Origin of the sequence: Acidiphilium sp. AL, from assembly GCF_025499445.1 — a bacterium.
Classification (GTDB): Bacteria; Pseudomonadota; Alphaproteobacteria; order Acetobacterales; family Acetobacteraceae; genus Acidiphilium; species Acidiphilium iwatense.
In genome coordinates this window covers 185,372-204,012 of the sequence record NZ_JAIMBZ010000001.1, presented here as the reverse complement: position 1 = coordinate 204,012, position 18,641 = coordinate 185,372, and the positions used below count along the sequence as shown (strand labels likewise).

Below are 18,641 nucleotides of genomic sequence, written 5' to 3'. Positions count from 1 at the left end.
TTTCAATGACCCGCGTTGGCGCCCGAGAAATCGGGTGCAAGGCCGGAGGCGGCGAGTTGCGAGGCGAGCGTCGCCTTCAGCCGCGTGAGGCCGGCATCGGACGAGGCTTCGGCGCGGGCGACCAGTACCGCCTGGGTATTCGAGGCGCGCAGCAGCCACCAGCCATCCTCGGTCGAGACGCGCACGCCGTCGGTTTCCGAGACTTTGGCGCCGTCGGCGCGCAGCCGCTCGGCGACCTCCGACACCACCGCGAATTTGCGGTCTTCCGGGCAATCGAAGCGAAGCTCCGGCGTGTTGATCACCTGCGGCAGGCTCTTGCGGAAGGCGGACACCGTCTTGCCGCTGCCGATCACCGCGTTCAGCACCCGGATGGCGGCATAGAGCGCGTCGTCGAACCCGTACCAGCGATCGGCGAAGAAGATATGGCCGGACATCTCACCGGCGAGCGGCGCGCCGGTTTCGGCCATTTTCGACTTGATGAGCGAGTGCCCGGTCTTCCACATCAGCGGTTTGCCGCCGGCGGCGGCGATCTGGTCGAACAGCACCTGGCTCGCCTTCACATCGGCGATGATGGTCGCGCCCGGATTGGCCGCAAGCACGTCGCGCGCGAGCAGGATGAGGAACTGGTCGCCGAACAGAATTTCGCCGGTGTCGTCGACGATGCCGATCCGGTCCGCATCGCCGTCGAAGGCGATGCCGATATCCGCCCCCTGCTTGCGCACGGCGGCGACCAGTTGTTCGAGATTCTTGGGAACGGTCGGGTCGGGATGATGCGCGGGAAAGCGCCCGTCGATCTCCCCATTCAGGACGGTATGCTTGCCCGGCAAGGATTTCACCAGCCGGCGCAGAATATCGCCGGCCGCTCCATTGCCGGAATCCCACACCACGTTGAGCATGCGATCGCCGCCATCCCAATCCTGCAACAGCCGGGCGATATAGGCGTCGCTGACATCCTTTTCGGCAACCGAACCCCCGGCTTCGGGCACCACGTCGCCCGAAGCGGCGAGCCGGCCGAGCTCCTGGATCTGCGCGCCGAAAAACGGTTTGCGGCCGAGCATCATCTTGAAGCCGTTATAGCTGGCCGGGTTGTGGCTGCCGGTCACCATCACCGCGCCGTCGGTCGCTTCGGTGGTCGCGGCGAAATAGAGCAGCGGCGTCGGCCCGCAGCCGATATCGGTCACCGCCATGCCGCTGGCCATCAGCCCCTCGATCAGTATTGTGGAAAGCTCCGGTGAGGAAAGCCTGCCGTCGCGCCCGACCGCGACCCGCACGCCGCCGTTGCGCGCGACGATCGAGCCGAAGGTTCGCCCGATCGCGAAGGCATCCGCCTTGTGCAGGCTTTCGCCGACGATGCCGCGAATATCGTATTCGCGCAGCGAGCTTGCGGGGAACGGATGGGCGAAGCGTGTGCCGTCATGCATCGATATATGCCTTCAGAAAGCTGCGGATCGCGGGGCCGAGATCGGGGCGGGCCAGGCCGAAGGCGAGCTGCGCCTCCAGATAGCCGGCCTTGTCGCCGCAATCGAAGCGGCGGCCTTCGAATTTCAGGCCGAAAAATGGCGCGTGGCCGATCATTTTCGCCATCGCGTCGGTGAGTTGCACCTCGTTGCCGGCGCCGCGCTCCATCCGCGCGAGGTGCTGAATCACTTCCGGGCGCAGCACGTAGCGGCCGATGATCGACAGGTTGGAGGGGGCGGCCTCGCGCTTGGGCTTTTCGACCAGGCCGAGCACCTCCACGAGGTTGCCATGAGTTTCGCCCATTTTGAGCACGCCGTAGCGATGAACCTGTTCCATCGGCACTTCCTCGACCGCGACGACATTGCCACCGGTCTCGCGATAGGCGTCGGCCAGTTGTTTCAGGCAGGACGTGTCGCTCAGCACCAGATCGTCGGGCAGCAGAATCGCGAACGGATCGTCGCCGATAAAGGCGCGGGCGCACCAGATCGCGTGGCCGAGGCCGAGCGGCACCTGCTGGCGCACCGTGACGATCGAGCCCGGCTCCATCGCCTCGGAGCGCAGCATGCCGAGTTCCTGGTCCTTGCCGCGTTCGGCGAGGGTGGCTTCCAGTTCGAAAGCGACGTCGAAATGGTCGATCAGCGCGGTCTTGCCTCGGCCGGTGACCATGCAGAACTGCTCGATTCCCGCCGCCCGCGCCTCGTCGATCGCGTATTGGATCAGCGGCTTGTCCACCACCGGCAGCATTTCCTTCGGGATCGCCTTGGTGGCCGGCAGGAACCGCGTGCCGAGGCCGGCGACCGGCAGGACCGCTTTGCGCAAAGGCTTGATCGGCAATGTATCCCCCTGAAAACAGAAACCCCAACCGGCATGAACCGCCGAATGAATGGACGCAATCCTGCCCTTATGGCACCTTCCGATGCGCCATTGGCCGGGTGAGTGCCACGGCGTGGCGCGCCGGACAAGAAGACGTGACAAGGAAATCAACTAGTGTGGTGGTTCTGAAGTTCCTACACACACGCGGCGGCCGCTTTTAGGAACTTCAGAACCATAAACCACACTAGAATCATACACTTGCTAGTGTCCTTTCGATTCGGAAGTTCGTATGGTGCCAGGTATGACGATAACGAACTTCCGAATCGGGACACTAGTGTGGTGGTTCTGAAGTTCCTACACACACGCGGCGGCCGCTTTTAGGAACTTCAGAACCATAAACCACACTAGAATCATACACTTGCTAGTGTCCTTTCGATTCGGAAGTTCGTATGGTGCCGGGTATGACGATAACGAACTTCCGAATCGGGACACTAGCCATGAATGAAATGGTGAAGCTCGATGCAGTTTTCGAGGCCGAGCACGTGTTCGACACCGAATCGTCGCAGAGATTCGCGCGCATGGCGGGCGATCTCAACCCGATGCATCACGACACGGCGCACGCCGCGGCGTCGCGGTTCGGCAGGCTGATCGCGAGCGGCACGGAAACCACGGCGCGGATGATGGGCCTGAACGCAACGCATTTTGCCCAGTTCGGTCCCACGGTCGGGCTGGAATTCAGCTTCCGCTTCCGCCGTGCCGTGCCGATGGAGGCGCGCACCCTGATCCGCTGGATCATTACGGAGATCGAGCCGAAGCCCGACCTCGGCACCATCGTCGCGTGCGCGGGCACGCTGACGCTGCTCGATACCGGCGTGATTGCACTTGAGGGCACCAGCAAGGGCGTTCTCCTCGAAACCGCTTGATTTTAGGGCGAATACTCCGGCACGGGCTTCCCGGTAAGCCACGCCGCGATCATCGCGTTGACCGCCTCCGGCGCCTCCTGCTGCACCCAATGCGACACGTTGGGCAGGTAGCGGAGGGTGAAATTCTCGACCAATGCCTCGGTGCCGATGGTCAGTTCGCGCCCCAGCGCCGAATCGCGCTCGCCCCACAGCATCAGGGTCGGCACCGCGAGGTGCCTGGCTGAAGCAAGATTGCGGAACGGATTGCGGAAATTGGCGCGATACCAGTTGATCATCGCGGTCAGTGCACCGGGGATAAGCGCGTTGCGCCGATAGACATCGAGCACCGCATCCGGGAAACGGGATTTATCCACCGCCATGCCGCGAAACGCGCGGGCGATCCGCGCCGCATGGTCGGCGGCGAGCAGGCGTTCAGGCAGAACCGGCAACTGGAAGAAGAAAATATACCAGGAGCGGCGCAATTGCCGCCAGGTGCGCAGCCCGCGCCCAAACAGGTAGGGGTGCGGCAGATTCATCACGATGAACCGGTCGATCGGGCGCACCGCGTTGAGCACGAAGAACCAGCCCAGCGCGCCGCCCCAGTCATGGCCGATCAGCACGATTTCGCCGTCGATGCCGCGGGCGCGCGCCGCGTCGATCAGGCCGGCGACATCCTTGAGCAGTTCGGAAATCCGGTAGGCGGCGACGCCCTTCGGCCGCGCGCTCTCGCCATAGCCGCGCAGATCGGGCGCCCAGGCGGTGTAGCCGAGCGATGCCAGTATCGGCAGTTGATAGCGCCAGGAAAACCGGCTTTCCGGGAAACCGTGCAGGCAGAGAGCGAGCTTCCGCCCGTCGCCGCACGTATCGACCGCGAATTCGAGACCGTTGGCGGCGACCCGGATCGTTTCGATGCCGGGCGCCATGACCGGATCAGACCTTCTCGACCTGCCCGTATTCGAGTTCGACCGGGGTGGAGCGGCCGAAAATCGAGACCGAGACCTTCACCCTGCCCTTTTCCTCGTCCACATCCTCGACCACGCCGTTGAAGCTGGTGAACGGGCCATCGGCCACGCGCACCTGCTCGCCGATCTCGAACACCACCGCCGGGCGGCGATGCTCGGTGCCTTCCTGGACCTGGCGCATCATGCGCTCGGCCTCGGCGTCGGAAATCGGGGTGGGGCGGATCTTGGTACCAAGGAAACCGGTGACTTTCGGGATGTCGCGGACCAGATGCCAAGCATCGTCGGTCATTTCCATTTTCACCAGCACGTAGCCGGGGAAGAATTTGCGTTCCGCGTTGACCTTCTGCGCGCGGCGGATCTCGACCACCTCCTCGGTGGGCACCATCACCTGCTCGATCTGATCCGACAGCCCTTTCTGCGCGGCGGTTTCGGTGATCTGGGCCGCGATTTTCTTCTCGAACCCCGAATAGACGTGCAGGACATACCAGCGCTTAGCCATTATTCTATCTCAACCCCCGAGGCCGAACAGCACTCGCATACCGAGGCCGATCACCTGATCCACCACCAGAAAAAACACGATCGTCAGCGCGACCATCGCGAGGACGACACCCGTGGTGACCAATGTTTCCTTGCGCGAGGGCCAGGTCGTCTTGGCCGCCTCGCTGCGCACGTCGCTCAGGAATTTCGCCGGATTGAACGCCAATTTCGACATGCTCCATCGATAACTTCACGGTTTCCGCATCACGCGCGCCCGCGCCCGGCGCGACAGGTTTCTGGCAGGGGTGGAGGGTCTCGAACCCCCAGCCTCCGGTTTTGGAGACCGGCGCTCTAGCCAATTGAGCTACACCCCTGCGGAGACAGGTCGCCGACGGCGCGCGCGCGCATCCGCCCGCCTTGCACAACGCGCGGGCTCCGCTGTCAAGTGCGACCGCGAAACCATGGGACCTGCACGGAGCCTTGGAGCGGGTGACGGGAATCGAACCCGCACAACCAGCTTGGAAGGCTGGGACTCTACCGTTGAGCTACACCCGCACCGCCCCCGCGTATAGGCCGCGCGCCTCGCTGGTTCAAGCCGGCGAGACAAATCGGCAATGGGTGACTACATTGACGATATGGTCAGTACGCACGACGTCTATAATCAGGCGGGCGAACCGCCGGACTACAATGCCTATACCGAAGATCGCGCCTTCAGCGAGGCGATTTCGGCGCTCGGCGCCGGTTGGGCGGAGCAGAAATTTGCCGCATGCGGCGCGGTGATCGGCTCGGCGCGACTGCGCGACCTCGCGCGTGACGCCAATCGCTATGTCCCGGAATTGCGGGCGTTCGACCGTTTCGGCAACCGGATCGACGAGGTTGCATACCATCCGGCCTGGCATGAACTGATGGGGCTGATCCGGGGGTCGGAATATCATTCGCTTGGCTGGACGGCACAAACTTCTGGCGCGCAGGTAGTCCGTGCCGGTATCGCTTATCTCTGGGGTCAGGGCGAGCCGGGCGTGTGCTGCCCGGAGGCGATGACCTTCGCCTCGTTCGGTGCGCTGCGCCATGCGCCGGAGTTGCTCGGCCGCTATCGGGACGGGATTCTTTCAGCCGATTACGATCCGCGCCCGTTGCCGCCGGGCGCAAAATCGGCGCTGAGCGTCGGCATGGCGATGACCGAGAAGCAGGGCGGCTCCGATCTGCGCCAGACCCAGACGACGGCGCGCCGTTCGGGCAACGGGCGCTGGGCGCTGACCGGCCATAAATGGTTTTTCTCGGTGCCGACCAGCGATCTGTTTCTCACTTTGGCGCGCACCGATGCCGGAGTGAGCTGTTTTCTGGCCCAGGGCTGGCGCGACGACGGATCGCGCAACGGTGTGGAAATCCAGCGGCTCAAGGAGAAATGCGGCAACCGCTCGAACGCGTCCTCCGAGGTCGAGTTCCACGATCTCGACGCCGAAATGGTGGGCGAGGATGGGCGCGGCATCGCCACGATCATCGAGATGGCGCATCTGACCCGGCTGGAATGCGCGATCGGCGGGGCATCCCTGATGCGTCACGCAACCAGCCTCGCGATGTTCCACGCAAGCCGCCGCCATGCGTTCCAGAAAGCGCTGATCGACCAGCCGATGATGCGCGCGGTGCTCGCCGACCTGGCGCTGGAGGCGGAGGCGGCTTTGTGGCTCGCGATGCGCGCCGCCGCCGCCGTCGATGCCGCGCCGCATGACGCGGCCGAGGCGGCGCTGGCGCGGGTGATCGTGCCGGTCGCCAAATACTGGAACTGCAAGCGCGCCCCCGCTCTGGTCGCCGAGGCGCTGGAGTGCCATGGCGGCAACGGCTTCATCGAGGATCACCCGATCGCCCGGCTGTATCGCGAGGCGCCGCTGAACGGCGTGTGGGAGGGGGCGGGCAACGTCATCTGCCTCGACGTGCTGCGCGCGCTGACCCGAACCCAGGGTGCGGCCGACGTTTTGATGGTGGAACTGGCCCCGGCGCGCGGGGTGGATACGGCGCTCGACGCGCTGATCTCCGGCATCGGCGACGCGCTGGCGAAACCCCATGCCATCGAGACCGAGGCGCGGCGGATCGTCGAACATGCCGCCCTTGCCTTCGCCGCCGCCCTGCTGCTCCGCCACGCCCCGGCGCCGGTTGCCGAAGCCTTCATCCGCGCGCGAATCGCGCGCCCCGGCCTGGCGTTCGGGGCCTTGCCCGACGGGATCGACCTGGCCGCGATTCTCGATCGATCTGCCGTAATTCCAGTTGGTTAGGAGTTTTTGATGTCTGATATCGACGCCGCGTCCTATGGCGAGACCAGCGCAGGCGCGCTCGTGCGCCAATACACCCTGCGTAACGCGAGCGGGATGGTCGTCCGTTTCCTCGATTATGGCGGGACGCTCACCGAGATTTCGGTGCCCGATCGGGCGGGCAGTTTCGCCAATGTGGCGCTCGGCTGCCGGAATATCGCCGATTACGAGACGCGCAGCCCGTATTTCGGCGCGCTGGTGGGACGCTATGCCAATCGGATCGCCGGCGCGCGCTTCATTCTGGATGGCGAGCCCTGCCATCTCGCGGCCAATAATGGCCCGAACACGCTGCATGGCGGCATGGCGGGCGGAGTTGTGCAAGGTTCCGGCGATCCGAAGGATCGCGGGAAGCGCAACGAAGGGGGGGCGACACCCAATTTCAGCCACCGGATCTGGGATGTGGTTTCTGCCGGGCCGAATGCCGCGACCCTGCGCCTTGTCAGCGCGGACGGCGATAACGGGTTTCCGGGCACCCTTACTCTGGAAGTTACCTACACGCTGGACGAGGCGAATGCGCTGCGGATCGACTATGCGGCGCGGGTCGAAGGACGCGCGACCGTGCTCAATCCGACCAGCCATTGCTATTTCAACCTCGCCGGCAATGGCGCGGGATCGGCGCTCGATCATGTCGCGACGATTTACGCGGGCCGTTACCTTCCTACCGACGCTGGACAGATTCCAACCGGCGCGATCGAGAAGGTGGACGGCACGCCGATGGATTTTCGCGCCGGCAAGCGGATCGGGGCCGACATCCGCGCCGGCTTCGAGCAGCTCGCCCTCGCCGGCGGTTACGACCATTGCTATGTGCTGGACAAGCCGGAGGGTGCGCTCGGACTCGCGGCGCGGGCGCATGATCCGGTCTCGGGGCGAACCTTGGCGATCGAAACCACCGAACCCGGCGTGCAGTTCTACACCGGCAACAAGCTGGACGGCACCATCATCGGCTCGGGCGGCGCGCTCTATCGGCAGGGCGACGGTTTCGCGTTCGAAACCCAGCATTTTCCTGATTCGCCGAACCAGCCCCAATTTCCCTCGACGCGACTCGATCCGGGGGTGGAATTTCGGTCAACCACGATCTGGCGGTTTGGGGTGAGTTCGTAAAAATGCGAACAGAGTGGGAACGAATTATTAATAAATCCTTTCCAATCGCGTTGCTGTTCTGTTCTCTTCATGCGAAACTCATGCTCGACGAGTCGCTCGGCCGTCGCTAAAGTGATTTCGCCTTTAGGTTGCGTCCCGGCTAATAATACACGCTTGAGGAGTTTCACGATGGAAAAGAACAAGGCTCTCGACGCCGCCCTCGCGCAGATCGAGCGTGCTTTCGGCAAGGGCTCGATCATGCGCATGGGTGCGCGGCCCGGCAGCGAGGAAGTCGACACCATCCCGTCGGGCTCGCTCGGGCTCGACCTCGCTTTGGGCATCGGCGGGTTTCCGCGCGGCCGGGTGATCGAGATTTACGGGCCGGAATCCTCGGGCAAGACCACCTTGGCGCTGCACGCGATCGCCGAGGCGCAGAAACGCGGCGGCACCTGCGCCTTCATCGACGCGGAGCACGCGCTCGACCCGATCTATGCCCGCAAGCTGGGCGTCGATGTCGACAACCTGCTGATTTCCCAGCCGGATACCGGCGAACAGGGGCTGGAAATCGCCGATACGCTGGTGCGCTCGGGCGCGATCGACGTGCTGGTGATCGACAGCGTTGCCGCACTGGTGCCGCGCGCCGAACTCGAAGGCGAAATGGGCGACAGCCATGTCGGCCTGCACGCAAGGCTGATGAGCCAGGCACTGCGCAAGCTGACCGGATCGATCTCGCGCTCGAAAACCATGATGATCTTCCTCAATCAGATCCGCCTGAAAATCGGCGTGATGTTCGGCAACCCGGAAACCACGACGGGCGGCAATGCGCTGAAATTCTACGCCTCGATCCGCATGGAAATCCGCCGGATCGGCGCGATCAAGGACCGCGAGGAGGTCACCGGCAACCAGACTCGGGTGAAGGTGGTCAAGAACAAGCTGGCGCCGCCGTTCCGCCAGGTCGAGTTCGACATCATGTATGGCGAGGGGATTTCCAAGGTCGGCGAGCTGATCGATCTCGGGGTGAAGGCGGGCATCGTCGAGAAATCCGGCGCGTGGTTCAGCTACGACAGCCAGCGCGTCGGCCAGGGCCGCGAGAACGCCAAGCAGTTCCTGCGCGAGCACCCGGATGTCGCCGCCGCGATCGAGGCGCGCATCCGCGATCAGGCTCTGGTGGTGGAAAAGGCGCTGATGGTCGATCCTTCCGAAACCGAGGCCGCCGAAGCCGCCGAATAATATTTTCGCTCCTGTCATTGCGAGGCCGCAACGCGGCCGAAGCAATCCATGGCGCCGCCCGCCGTCGCCGGCGCGGCTTGCCCGGCGCCGCCCGCGTCCATACAATGCGCCCGGCTTCGGTCAGGTTTAGCCGCAGCGGGGGAACGATGGATAATCTTGCAATCTATTCGATATTCTGCGGCCCCTCCAGCGCCAAGACCGCCAATCCGACGCCGGTCGATCCACGCTATCCCCATTTTTTCATCTCGAACAATTATGAGATTCTGGAAGAAACCGCCGCCGCCGGCTGGACGCCGGTGTTCATCGATCTCGCCATCAGCGACGATCCCGTCGCCTCCGCCACCCAGGCCAAAATCCCGAAAGCCGCTCCGTGGGCGATCGGGGAACTCATGGGCTTCGACTATCTTTGCTACAAGGACGACAAATGGCTCGTTCATATGGACGGGCTGGACGAGAATATCGCCTTTATGAAAAACGCCAATGCGGTCATTGGAATTCGGTCGCACCCGTTCCTTGGCGATAACATCCTGTTCGAATTCGGCGAGTCGATGCACCAGCCCCGGTACAAGTCGCAATGGGAGCGGATGGTGAATTACATCACCGAAGAAGTCGCCAACGGGTACCAGCTCAAGTCCCGGATTTTTGCGACCGGTTCCCTGCTGAGAAACATGAAACACCCGGACACCGAAGCCATCGGCAAGACATGGCTTGAGCATATCGGCCGCTGCGGCATCGAATGCCAGATCAGCTTCGATTTCGTGGCGCAGAGGTTTTCCTCGATCGTCGCGCTGCCGATTAAACTGCTGATATGACGGGCAACGGCCCCGGCCCCGCACGACGCATGGCTGAGCGATGGCGCTTGACCTGACCCCCGAGCGCGGCCTCCTGTTCCGCATCACCCATGTCGCCAATCTGCCATGGCTGTTGGCGAACGGCCTTCATTGCACCAACGGCGCCGCCTCTGATCCGAATTTCGTGGCGATCGGCAACCCGGATTTGATCGGCGCACGCGCCCGCCGCCCGGTACCGATCCCTCCGGGCGGTACGCTGGCCGATTATGTTCCCTTCTATTTCACCCCGAAATCACCGATGCTGCTGAACATCAAGACGGGATATAATGGTATTGTCCACCGCCCGGATAAGGATATAGCGATTCTGGTCTCGTCCTGTCGGACCATGAGCGATAATGGAGTGCCCATGCTGTTCACCGATCGCCACGCCTATACGGCGACGGCCACCTGGAGCGGCAAGCCCGCCGATCTGGCCGCGATGATCGACTGGGATATCCTCCGCCGGCACGATTTTGCCCGCGACGATCGCTATCCAGACAAGAAGGAGCGCTATCAGGCCGAAGCTCTCGCCCACCGGCACGTTCCGCCGAACGCGCTTCTGGGCATCGGCTGCGTTTCGGAAACGGTAAGACACACGATCGAGACACAGGTCCGCGCCGTGGGTCTGGCGCTCAAGGTGGTTGTTCGTCCGGAGTGGTATTTCTCATGATCCGCTACACCCAGGGCAATCTGCTCGCCGCCGATGTCGATGCGCTGGTCAACACCGTCAACACGGTCGGCGTCAGCGGCAAGGGCATCGCACTGATGTTCAAGGAGAATTACCCCGAGAACTTCCGGGCCTACGAAACCGCCAGCAAGGCGGGCCAACTCGCCCCTGGCGGCCTGTTCGTCACCGAACGGCATGACATGCTCGGCCCGCGCTTCATCATCAATTTCGCGACAAAAAAACATTGGCGCCATCCGTCCCGTCTCGAATGGATCAGGCAAGGTCTCGTTGCACTCAGGGAAGAGATCGAGGCACGGGGTATCCGTTCCATCGCGATCCCACCGCTGGGCGCCGGCAATGGCGGACTCGATTGGGGCGATGTCAAACCCCTGATCGCCAATGCGCTGGGCGATCTCGATTGCGAGATCGCCGTCTATGAGCCGACTGGCGCCTATCAGAATGTCGTCAGGCGCCACGGTGTCGAGAAACTGACGCCCGCGCGCGCATTGATGGCGGAGATGATCCGCCGCTATGAGATCCTGGGCTTCGATTGCTCGATCCTCGAAGCCCAGAAGCTGGCTTGGTTCCTGACCGGCGCCATCCGGCGCCTGAACCTGCCCAACCCGATCGCCGACGACTTTGCCGCCAATCGCTATGGCCCTTATTCGGACCGGCTCCGGCACCTGCTGGACAGTCTGGATGGCAGCTATCTGACGTGCGAACGGCGGGTCGCGGACGCGCGGCCCTTCGATCCGATCCGCTTCAGGCATGATCGGCAGGACAGGATCGGCGCCTATCTCACCTCGCCCAAAGCCAGCCCCTATCGGCCCGCCCTCGATGAAGCCACCGAAATCATCGACGGCTTCCAGTCCCCTCATGGCCTCGAACTTCTCGCGACGGTCGACTGGCTCAACCGCCAATCGGGCGTGGCCTTGGACGTGAATGCCATGATGGCCGCCATGGCGTCCTGGCCAGGCCCCGAGGGCGCGGCCGAACGCAAGGCCAGAATTTTCACCCGGCATCATGTGGACGTGGCGGTCGAGCACCTGCGAACCGTTCGAGCCGCCGCCTCGTAAAATACAATCGCCCTTGCCCACCCCCCTGGGTTCATGGTCTTGTTCCGGTCATGAACGCGGCCACACCCTCCGCCCGCTTCGCCGGCATCATCGAGTATCTCTGCCAGGCCGTCGCCACCTGGGGCGTCAAGGGCGCGTTCGCATCGCCGCTGCTGACCATCCTGCTCTGGACCCGCCTGCGCCATATCGCCGTCCGCTTCAAGGCGCTGGCGAACGCGCCCCGCCGTGTCACCCCGCTTCAGCGCCGCGCGGCACAGAAGCGGGAACCCCAACCCGCGCCCGCATCACCCGAGATACCATCGCCGAAGCCCGTGCCGCTCAGCCTGCCGCGCCGCTTCGGCTGGCTGCTCGCTCCGGTGCCGGAAGCCAGGGTGGCCGCATCGCAGCTTCGCTTTTTCTTCAGCGATCCGGCGGTCGCCGTCATGATCGAAGCCGATCCCCGCTTCGGCCGCCTGCTTCGTCCCCTGTGCCGCGCCGTCGGCCTTCGCCTGCCGCCCTGCCTGCGCATCGTGAAGCCGGCCAGACCCGCCGCCCCTCCGTTGCGTTTCCAGCGATCCCTCGGATCGCCGGAACCTTGCGCAACTCCGCCCGAACCGCCGGAAACCGCCGGCGCCGGATCGGCGCCCGCCCGGCGGGTTCCGCCATCCATTCACGCGCCAGTCCAACCCGGACGCGCCGCCCAACCCTTGCTTTACCGCACCCTGGCGCGCGCCCCACCCTGATCGCCCGGCCCTGGCCGCACCTCGGCTCATCCACCCGCCCACCCTGCCCGATCTGGCGATCGGGCGGGGCGGACTGTGTTGCGCCGCCCCCCGAGATGACATTCCGCATCCCCTGCGGTATGCCCTTCGCAGCCTCGGTTTTTCAGGGACTTTTCGCCGCTCCATGACCTCCAGCAACGATATCCGCGACACGTTTCTCGATTATTTCCGCAACGCCGGGCATGAGGTGGTGCCCAGTGCGCCGTTGGTGCCGCGCAACGACCCGACGCTGCTGTTCGTCAACTCGGGCATGGTTCCGTTCAAGAACCTGTTTACCGGGCAAGAGAAGCGATCCTATGTGCGCGCGGCGTCGGCGCAGAAATGCGTGCGCGCCGGCGGCAAGCATAACGATCTCGACAATGTAGGGTATACCGCGCGGCACCACACGTTTTTCGAAATGCTCGGCAATTTCTCGTTCGGCGATTACTTCAAGGATGTCGCGATCGAACACGCCTGGACCCTGCTGACGCGCGATTTCGGCCTGCCGAAAGACCGGCTCCTGGTCACCGTCTATCACGACGACGAACAGGCCGCCGAATTGTGGCGCAGGATCGCCGGATTGCCGGAACAGAAAATCATCCGCATCGCGACCGACGACAATTTCTGGCGTATGGGCGATACCGGACCGTGCGGCCCATCTTCCGAGATTTTCTACGACCACGGACCGTCGATCGCCGGCGGACCGCCGGGCAGTCCTGACGAGGATGGCGACAGGTTCATCGAAATCTGGAACCTCGTGTTCATGCAGTATCTGGAGGCCGAAGGCGGCGTTCGCACCGCCCTGCCCCGCCCGTCGATCGACACCGGCATGGGGCTGGAGCGCTTCGCCGCCATTCTACAAGGCAAGCACGACAATTACGATACCGATACGCTACGCGCCCTTGTCGTGGCTTCCGCCGAAGCATCGCACACCGACCCGGACGGCCCGCACAAAATCAGCCACCGGGTGATCGCCGATCATCTCCGCAGCACGGCGTTTCTGATCGCCGATGGCGTGCTGCCCTCCAATGAAGGCCGGGGCTATGTGCTGCGCCGGATCATGCGCCGGGCGATGCGCCACGCCCACCGGCTCGGGATGCGCGAGCCGTTCATCTATCGGCTGGTCCCGGCGCTCACCCGCCAGATGGGCGTGGCGTATCCCGAACTGCCGCGCGCAGAACCGCTGATCGTCGAAACCTTGAAGCTGGAAGAACAGAAATTCGCGGTGATGCTGGAGCGCGGACTGTCGCTCCTCGATGACGAGGTGGCGCGACTGGGCGAGGCGCAGCCGCTGGACGGCGCGGTTGCCTTCAAGCTTTACGACACGTTCGGCTTTCCGCTCGACCTGACTGAAGACGCGCTGCGCGAGCAGGGGCGCGGCCTGGATCGCCAGGGGTTCGAGGCGGCAATGGCGGAACAGCGCGCCCGTGCCCGCGCCGCCTGGGCCGGCACTGGCGATGCTGCGACAGAATCGGTCTGGTTCGAACTGAAGGACCGGCTGGGCAGCTCGGAATTCCTCGGCTACACCAGCGAAGACAGTGATGCGGCGGTTATCGGCATCGTCGTCGATGGCGCACCGGCGAATTCGGCCAAGGTGGGTCAGGACGTTGCGATCGTCCTGAACCAGACACCGTTCTACGCCGAAAGCGGCGGCCAGGTCGGCGATACCGGCACGCTCAGCGCCGACGGACTACGTGTCGTTGTTAGAGATACCCAGAAGAAGGCCGGCGATCTGATCGTGCATTTCGGCAAAGTCGAAACCGGCGACCTGACGCTCGGTCAGACGGTTCACGCCGAGGTCGATAACGCCCGCCGCGCCGCCATTCGCGGGCATCATTCCGCGACGCATCTCTTGCACGAGGCGTTGCGCCGCACGCTCGGCCCGCACGTGACCCAGAAAGGCAGCCTGAACGCACCGGACCGGCTGCGCTTCGATATTTCCCAGCCCCGGCCTGTCACACCGGCCGAGTTGCGCGTGGTGGAGCGCGCGGTCAATGCGCGCATCCGCGAGAACAGCACGGTCGAGACACGGCTGATGACGCCCGATGAGGCGGTGAAGCGCGGCGCCATGGCGCTGTTCGGCGAAAAATACGGCGACGAGGTGCGCGTGGTCTCGATGGGTGCTGGCGATGCTAACAAGACCGCCTACTCGATCGAGCTTTGCGGCGGCACGCATGTTGGGCGCACCGGCGATATCGGTGCGTTTCGTATTCTGGCCGAATCCGGCGTCGCCGCCGGCATCCGGCGCATCGAGGCGGTCACCGGCGAAGCGGCTCTTGCCGCGATCGAAGCCGACGCCGATCTGCTTGCCGAAGCCAGCGCCGTGGTGAAAGCCGCACCCGCCGAACTGCCAGCACGCATCGCCGCTCTTCTCGAAGACCGCAAGCGGATGGAACGTCAGATCAGCGAGTTGCAGCGCAAGCTCGCGACCGGCGGTGCCGCTTCGGAGATCGAGGATGTCGGCGGGGTGAAGCTCGCCGCGCGCAATCTCGGCGAGGTTGCGCCGCGCGATCTGAAATCGCTTGCAGATTCCATCCTGAAATCGATCGGCTCCGGCGTCGCGGCCCTGGTTTCGACCGCCGATGGCAAGGCGAGCATCGTCGTCGGCGTATCCGACGACCTGACCGGCAGGCACAATGCGGTAACTCTGGTGCGCGCCGCCGCCGAAGCGGTGGGCGGCAAAGGCGGCGGCGGCCGCCCCGACATGGCCCAGGCCGGCGGCCCCGACGCGGAGCGCGCCAACGCCGCGTTAGACGCGGTGCGCGCTGCTCTCGCCGCCTAGATAGGCCGCCTGGATGTCCGGCGAGGCGAGCAACCGCTTAGCCTCGTCGGCGAGCACGATCCGCCCGACTTCCAGCACGTAACCGCGATCGGCGAGTTTCAGGGCCATGCGCGCGTTCTGCTCGACGAGAAGGATCGTGACCCCGGTGCGCGCGATTTCGCGCAGGCTGCGGAAAATCGCCTGCACGATGATCGGTGCGAGGCCAAGACTTGGTTCGTCGAGCAGCAGCAAACGCGGCTTTGCCATCAAGGCGCGACCGATCGCGACCATCTGCTGCTCGCCCCCGGAAAGCGTGCCCGCGAATTGCGCGCGCCGCTCGGCGAGGCGCGGAAACAGCCCGAGCACGAAATCCAGCGATCCCATAATTTCGCCGCGCGGCCGCGTGAAGCCGCCGAGCCTGAGATTTTCCAGAACCGTCAGCGTGCCGAACACGCGCCGCCCTTCCGGCGATTGCGCGATACCGCGCTGAACGATGCGATCCGCGCCGAGCTTTGTGATCTCAGCGCCATCGAAGCGTATCGTCCCGCCACGCGGCGCGAGCAGGCCGGAAATCGTTCGCATCAGCGTTGTCTTGCCTGCGCCGTTGGCGCCGAGGATAGCGACGATCTCGCCTTGCGCGACGGCAAGCGAAACCCCTTTCAGCGCTTCGATCTCTCCATAGTTGACGCGAAGATCGGCGATTTCGAGCAAGCTCATGCCGCCTCCTCCGTCTCGTCATCGTCGCGCCCGAGATAGGCCTCGATCACCTGTTGGTTGTTGCGAATGGTAGCGGCGTTTCCTTCGGCGATCTTGCGACCGAAATTGATCACCACGATGTGGTCGGTCACGTTCATCACCACGTTCATGTCGTGCTCGACCAGCAGAACGGTAATTCCGGAATCACGGATACCGAAGATGGTTTCGTTGAGTTTCGCAGATTCCCGATCGTTCAGCCCGGCCGCGGGCTCATCGAGGATCACCAGCTTCGGGTTGGCGATCAGCGTGCGCGCGAGTTCGACCCGGCGTTGCACGCCGTACGGCAGAGCGATCGCGCGTTCGTCGGCCACCGTTTCGAGGTCGAGCCGCTTCAGAATATCCGAAGTGCGATCCGCGATCTCAGCTTCCTCGCGGCGTTGCGACGGCAGGCCGGCAAGCCCCTGCCACCAATGCTGGCGCGTGCGCAAATGGCAGCCGGCGCGGACATTCTCGAACACCGACATGTCCGAAAACAACCGGATCGTCTGAAAGGTGCGCATGATACCGAGACGGGCGATACGATGCGGAGCAAATCCGGTAATGTCATGATTGTACCAGAGGATTTTTCCGCCATTCGGCCGGTAGACGCCGGTGATCATGTTGAACACCGTGGTCTTGCCGGCGCCGTTCGGCCCGATCAATGCCACGATCTGGCCTTCCCCAACCGTGAAACTCAGATCGTCGACGGCGCGCAACCCGCCAAAACTGATACCGATGCCGGCGAGTTCGAGGAGTGCGCTCATCGGGCCAGCCTCGCGCGCGGCCATAACCCTTGCGGCCGCAGCACCATCACCGCGATCATCGCGATACCGAAGATGAAATAGCGGTACTGCGCGAATTCCCGGAAAATCTGCGGCACGACGAACATCAGCGCGGTGCCGAGCAAAACGCCGGGGATCGAACCCTGGCCGCCGACGATCACGATCGCGAACAGAGTGACGGATTCGGTGAACACGAAGGATGATGGGCTGACCGTTGAAATCTGAACGGCGAACAGCGTGCCGGCGAGACCGGCAAGGCCGGCGCCCAGCGCGAAGGCGAGGATTTTGGTACGCCGCGCATCGACGCCAAGCGTGCTCGCCGCGAGTTGGTCCTGTTTCAGATAACGCAGCGCGCGGCCAAGTTCGCAACGGTCGAGATTGCGCATCACCAGGAGAACGACGCCGAGCAGAACCCAATCGAACCAGAACAGCGCGCTCTGGCTCTCAATCTGCAATCCGAACAAAGACGGCACGCCGAGACCGGGGATGCCGTCCGACCCGCCGGTGAGCCCACCAAGATCGTTGCGCATGGCAAGGACGAAGATGGCATTGAGCCCGATCGTCGCGACCAGAAGATAGTCGCCGCGCAGGCGGATGATCGGGGCCGCGAAGACGGCGCCAACTAATGCGGCGCCGACGATCGCGACCGGCAGGGTCGCCAGGATTGGCCAGCCGAAACCGACATTCAGCACGGCGGTTGCGTAGGCGCCGATGCCGAAATAGACCGCATGACCCATATCGTAGAGACCCGCGCGGCCAAGCACCACGTCCTGCGAAAGGGCGACGATCGCATAGATCGCGAAAATCGCCGCGATCGAGATCCAGGCGCTGTCGAGAAAGATCGGCAGGGCGAGGCATCCCGCCCAGAGAACGGCACCGATCGCGGCCGTCGGTAGCGTGCGCCGCATCATACCTTCTCCGCCACCCGCTCGCCCAGAAGTCCCGAAGGCCGGATCAGCAGAATTGCGATCAGCAAAGCGAACGTGATCGCGTTCTGCCAGGAGCTTGAAACATAGCCGGCGGCAAAGGCGTTGAACAGGCCAAGCAGAACGCCGCCCAGCATCGCACCGGGAATGTTGCCGATTCCGCCGATGATCGCGGCGATGAAGGCGTTCAGCCCATAGGTCCAGCCCATGGTGAAATACGCCTCGCGGTAATAGAGGCCGATGAACAATCCACCGACGGCACCCAACGCCGGGCCGATGACGAACACGCTGGAAATCACACGGTTGACGTTGATGCCCATCAGCCGTGCCGCATCCTGATCGATCGCGGCGGCGCGGATCGCGGTGCCGAAGCGGGTATGGTTTACGAAACCATAAAGCGCCGCCATCAGGACGACCGAGACGATAATGATCATCACCTCGACGAAGCTGATCGACGCGCCGGCGACGTGCCAGGTCGTCGCCGGCAGCAAGCCAGAGGGAAATACCCGCACCTCGGGCCCCCAGATCAGCATGATGCCGTTTTCGATCAGCATCGAGGCACCGAGTGCGGAGACCACCGCTGCCAGCCGGTCCGCCTTGCGCAGCGGCCGGTAGGCGACGAATTCAAGGGCGACGCCCGCCACCGAAATCGCGATCACCGCGACCACGAAGGCGAGTAGCACTAACGCCGGGCCGGGATGGCCGCCGCCGAGTGCGCCGCTCAGCATCGTCAGCCCGACGAAAGCGCCAAGAATGCAGAGATCGCCATGGGCGAAATTGATCAGCCGCAGCACGCCATAAACCATGGTGTAGCCGAGTGCGATCAGCGCGTAGATGCCGCCGACCGTCAGCCCGTTGATGACCTGCTGGATGAATGTGCCCATGGCGGGTGTCTC

General features: G+C 64.0%; 18 protein-coding genes and 2 tRNA genes. 9 read left to right on the top strand and 11 right to left on the bottom strand.

Features of this window, described 5'->3' with window-relative positions; translation table 11 throughout:
- Positions 1-2 precede the first annotated feature (2 nt).
- On the bottom strand, positions 3-1,421 hold the full coding sequence (pgmG, locus tag AiwAL_RS00835; protein WP_235703713.1) for a phosphoglucomutase/phosphomannomutase PgmG: 1,419 nt from the start codon (positions 1,419-1,421) through the stop codon (positions 3-5).
- Positions 1,414-2,292 (bottom strand): UTP--glucose-1-phosphate uridylyltransferase GalU, encoded by an 879-nt coding sequence (gene galU / locus AiwAL_RS00830; protein WP_235703712.1) that lies wholly within the window; start codon positions 2,290-2,292, stop codon positions 1,414-1,416. Before galU ends, pgmG begins: the two co-directional genes overlap by 8 nt.
- A 476-nt stretch (positions 2,293-2,768) precedes the next feature.
- On the opposite strand from galU, the gene AiwAL_RS00825 reads away from it, so the two are divergent.
- On the top strand, positions 2,769-3,194 hold the full coding sequence (locus AiwAL_RS00825) for a MaoC family dehydratase (RefSeq protein WP_262311918.1): 426 nt from the start codon (positions 2,769-2,771) through the stop codon (positions 3,192-3,194).
- 2 nt (positions 3,195-3,196) lie between these two features.
- Here AiwAL_RS00825 and AiwAL_RS00820 read toward each other — a convergent pair whose 3' ends face one another.
- The 5 genes from AiwAL_RS00820 to AiwAL_RS00800 form a co-directional block, all read right to left on the bottom strand.
- Positions 3,197-4,096, bottom strand: coding sequence for an alpha/beta fold hydrolase (locus AiwAL_RS00820; RefSeq protein ID WP_262311917.1), 900 nt, complete (start codon positions 4,094-4,096; stop codon positions 3,197-3,199).
- Positions 4,097-4,103: 7 nt separating this feature from the next.
- Positions 4,104-4,634, bottom strand: a complete 531-nt coding sequence (nusG, locus tag AiwAL_RS00815; protein WP_235703709.1) for a transcription termination/antitermination protein NusG — start codon at positions 4,632-4,634, stop codon at positions 4,104-4,106.
- Between the two features lie 9 nt (positions 4,635-4,643).
- Entirely contained in the window at positions 4,644-4,838 is a 195-nt protein-coding gene (gene secE / locus AiwAL_RS00810) for a preprotein translocase subunit SecE (protein ID WP_316044757.1), read from the bottom strand.
- A 71-nt stretch (positions 4,839-4,909) separates the two neighbouring features.
- A tRNA-Trp gene (locus AiwAL_RS00805) sits at positions 4,910-4,986 on the bottom strand.
- Positions 4,987-5,093: 107 nt separating this feature from the next.
- A tRNA-Gly gene (locus tag AiwAL_RS00800) sits at positions 5,094-5,167 on the bottom strand.
- A gap of 59 nt (positions 5,168-5,226) precedes the next feature.
- Here AiwAL_RS00800 and AiwAL_RS00795 point away from each other — a divergent pair.
- The 8 genes from AiwAL_RS00795 to alaS all read left to right on the top strand — a co-directional run bounded on the left by AiwAL_RS00795 (position 5,227) and on the right by alaS (position 15,323).
- Positions 5,227-6,882 (top strand): acyl-CoA dehydrogenase family protein, encoded by a 1,656-nt coding sequence (locus AiwAL_RS00795; RefSeq protein ID WP_262311916.1) that lies wholly within the window; start codon positions 5,227-5,229, stop codon positions 6,880-6,882.
- Between the two features lie 9 nt (positions 6,883-6,891).
- Entirely contained in the window at positions 6,892-8,019 is a 1,128-nt protein-coding gene (locus tag AiwAL_RS00790) for an aldose epimerase family protein (protein WP_235703706.1), read from the top strand.
- A 168-nt stretch (positions 8,020-8,187) separates the two neighbouring features.
- Positions 8,188-9,228, top strand: a complete 1,041-nt coding sequence (recA, locus tag AiwAL_RS00785; protein WP_235703705.1) for a recombinase RecA — start codon at positions 8,188-8,190, stop codon at positions 9,226-9,228.
- 77 nt (positions 9,229-9,305) lie between these two features.
- Positions 9,306-10,040, top strand: coding sequence for a hypothetical protein (locus AiwAL_RS00780; RefSeq protein WP_262311915.1), 735 nt, complete (start codon positions 9,306-9,308; stop codon positions 10,038-10,040).
- Between the two features lie 40 nt (positions 10,041-10,080).
- Positions 10,081-10,728: a DUF4433 domain-containing protein gene (locus AiwAL_RS00775; protein ID WP_235703703.1), complete on the top strand. Its 648-nt coding sequence runs from the start codon at positions 10,081-10,083 to the stop codon at positions 10,726-10,728.
- On the top strand, positions 10,725-11,801 hold the full coding sequence (locus tag AiwAL_RS00770) for a macro domain-containing protein (RefSeq protein ID WP_235703702.1): 1,077 nt from the start codon (positions 10,725-10,727) through the stop codon (positions 11,799-11,801). The genes AiwAL_RS00775 and AiwAL_RS00770 overlap by 4 nt, the downstream gene beginning before the upstream one ends.
- A 50-nt stretch (positions 11,802-11,851) precedes the next feature.
- Positions 11,852-12,523 carry a hypothetical protein gene (locus tag AiwAL_RS00765; protein ID WP_262311914.1) on the top strand — a complete coding sequence of 224 codons (672 nt, stop codon included), beginning with the start codon at positions 11,852-11,854 and terminating at the stop codon, positions 12,521-12,523.
- Between the two features lie 163 nt (positions 12,524-12,686).
- A complete protein-coding gene (alaS, locus tag AiwAL_RS00760; RefSeq protein ID WP_262311913.1) occupies positions 12,687-15,323 on the top strand; it encodes an alanine--tRNA ligase in 2,637 nt (878 codons plus the stop codon).
- Here the strand turns inward: alaS and AiwAL_RS00755 are convergent.
- The 4 genes from AiwAL_RS00755 to AiwAL_RS00740 are packed head-to-tail and all read right to left on the bottom strand — an operon-like array spanning position 15,291 to position 18,629.
- Positions 15,291-16,013, bottom strand: a complete 723-nt coding sequence (locus AiwAL_RS00755) for an ABC transporter ATP-binding protein (protein WP_329603559.1) — start codon at positions 16,011-16,013, stop codon at positions 15,291-15,293. The genes alaS and AiwAL_RS00755 overlap by 33 nt on opposite strands.
- A 2-nt stretch (positions 16,014-16,015) precedes the next feature.
- Entirely contained in the window at positions 16,016-16,801 is a 786-nt protein-coding gene (locus AiwAL_RS00750; RefSeq protein ID WP_235703698.1) for an ABC transporter ATP-binding protein, read from the bottom strand.
- Entirely contained in the window at positions 16,798-17,730 is a 933-nt protein-coding gene (locus tag AiwAL_RS00745) for a branched-chain amino acid ABC transporter permease (protein ID WP_262311912.1), read from the bottom strand. Before AiwAL_RS00745 ends, AiwAL_RS00750 begins: the two co-directional genes overlap by 4 nt.
- A complete protein-coding gene (locus AiwAL_RS00740; protein ID WP_235703696.1) occupies positions 17,727-18,629 on the bottom strand; it encodes a branched-chain amino acid ABC transporter permease in 903 nt (300 codons plus the stop codon). The genes AiwAL_RS00745 and AiwAL_RS00740 overlap by 4 nt, the downstream gene beginning before the upstream one ends.
- Positions 18,630-18,641: the final 12 nt, after the last annotated feature.

Bases quoted from the DNA above. Each gene is read 5' to 3' on its own strand.
- pgmG (WP_235703713.1), bottom strand. From the start codon at position 1,421: ATGCATGACGGCACACGCTTCGCCCATCCGTTCCCCGCAAGCTCGCTG.
- AiwAL_RS00825 (WP_262311918.1), top strand. From the start codon at position 2,769: ATGAATGAAATGGTGAAGCTCGATGCAGTTTTCGAGGCCGAGCACGTG.
- AiwAL_RS00820 (WP_262311917.1), bottom strand. From the start codon at position 4,096: ATGGCGCCCGGCATCGAAACGATCCGGGTCGCCGCCAACGGTCTCGAA.
- nusG (WP_235703709.1), bottom strand. From the start codon at position 4,634: ATGGCTAAGCGCTGGTATGTCCTGCACGTCTATTCGGGGTTCGAGAAG.
- AiwAL_RS00795 (WP_262311916.1), top strand. From the start codon at position 5,227: ATGGGTGACTACATTGACGATATGGTCAGTACGCACGACGTCTATAAT.
- AiwAL_RS00790 (WP_235703706.1), top strand. From the start codon at position 6,892: ATGTCTGATATCGACGCCGCGTCCTATGGCGAGACCAGCGCAGGCGCG.
- recA (WP_235703705.1), top strand. From the start codon at position 8,188: ATGGAAAAGAACAAGGCTCTCGACGCCGCCCTCGCGCAGATCGAGCGT.
- AiwAL_RS00775 (WP_235703703.1), top strand. From the start codon at position 10,081: ATGGCGCTTGACCTGACCCCCGAGCGCGGCCTCCTGTTCCGCATCACC.
- AiwAL_RS00770 (WP_235703702.1), top strand. From the start codon at position 10,725: ATGATCCGCTACACCCAGGGCAATCTGCTCGCCGCCGATGTCGATGCG.
- AiwAL_RS00765 (WP_262311914.1), top strand. From the start codon at position 11,852: ATGAACGCGGCCACACCCTCCGCCCGCTTCGCCGGCATCATCGAGTAT.
- alaS (WP_262311913.1), top strand. From the start codon at position 12,687: ATGACCTCCAGCAACGATATCCGCGACACGTTTCTCGATTATTTCCGC.
- AiwAL_RS00750 (WP_235703698.1), bottom strand. From the start codon at position 16,801: ATGAGCGCACTCCTCGAACTCGCCGGCATCGGTATCAGTTTTGGCGGG.
- AiwAL_RS00745 (WP_262311912.1), bottom strand. From the start codon at position 17,730: ATGATGCGGCGCACGCTACCGACGGCCGCGATCGGTGCCGTTCTCTGG.
- AiwAL_RS00740 (WP_235703696.1), bottom strand. From the start codon at position 18,629: ATGGGCACATTCATCCAGCAGGTCATCAACGGGCTGACGGTCGGCGGC.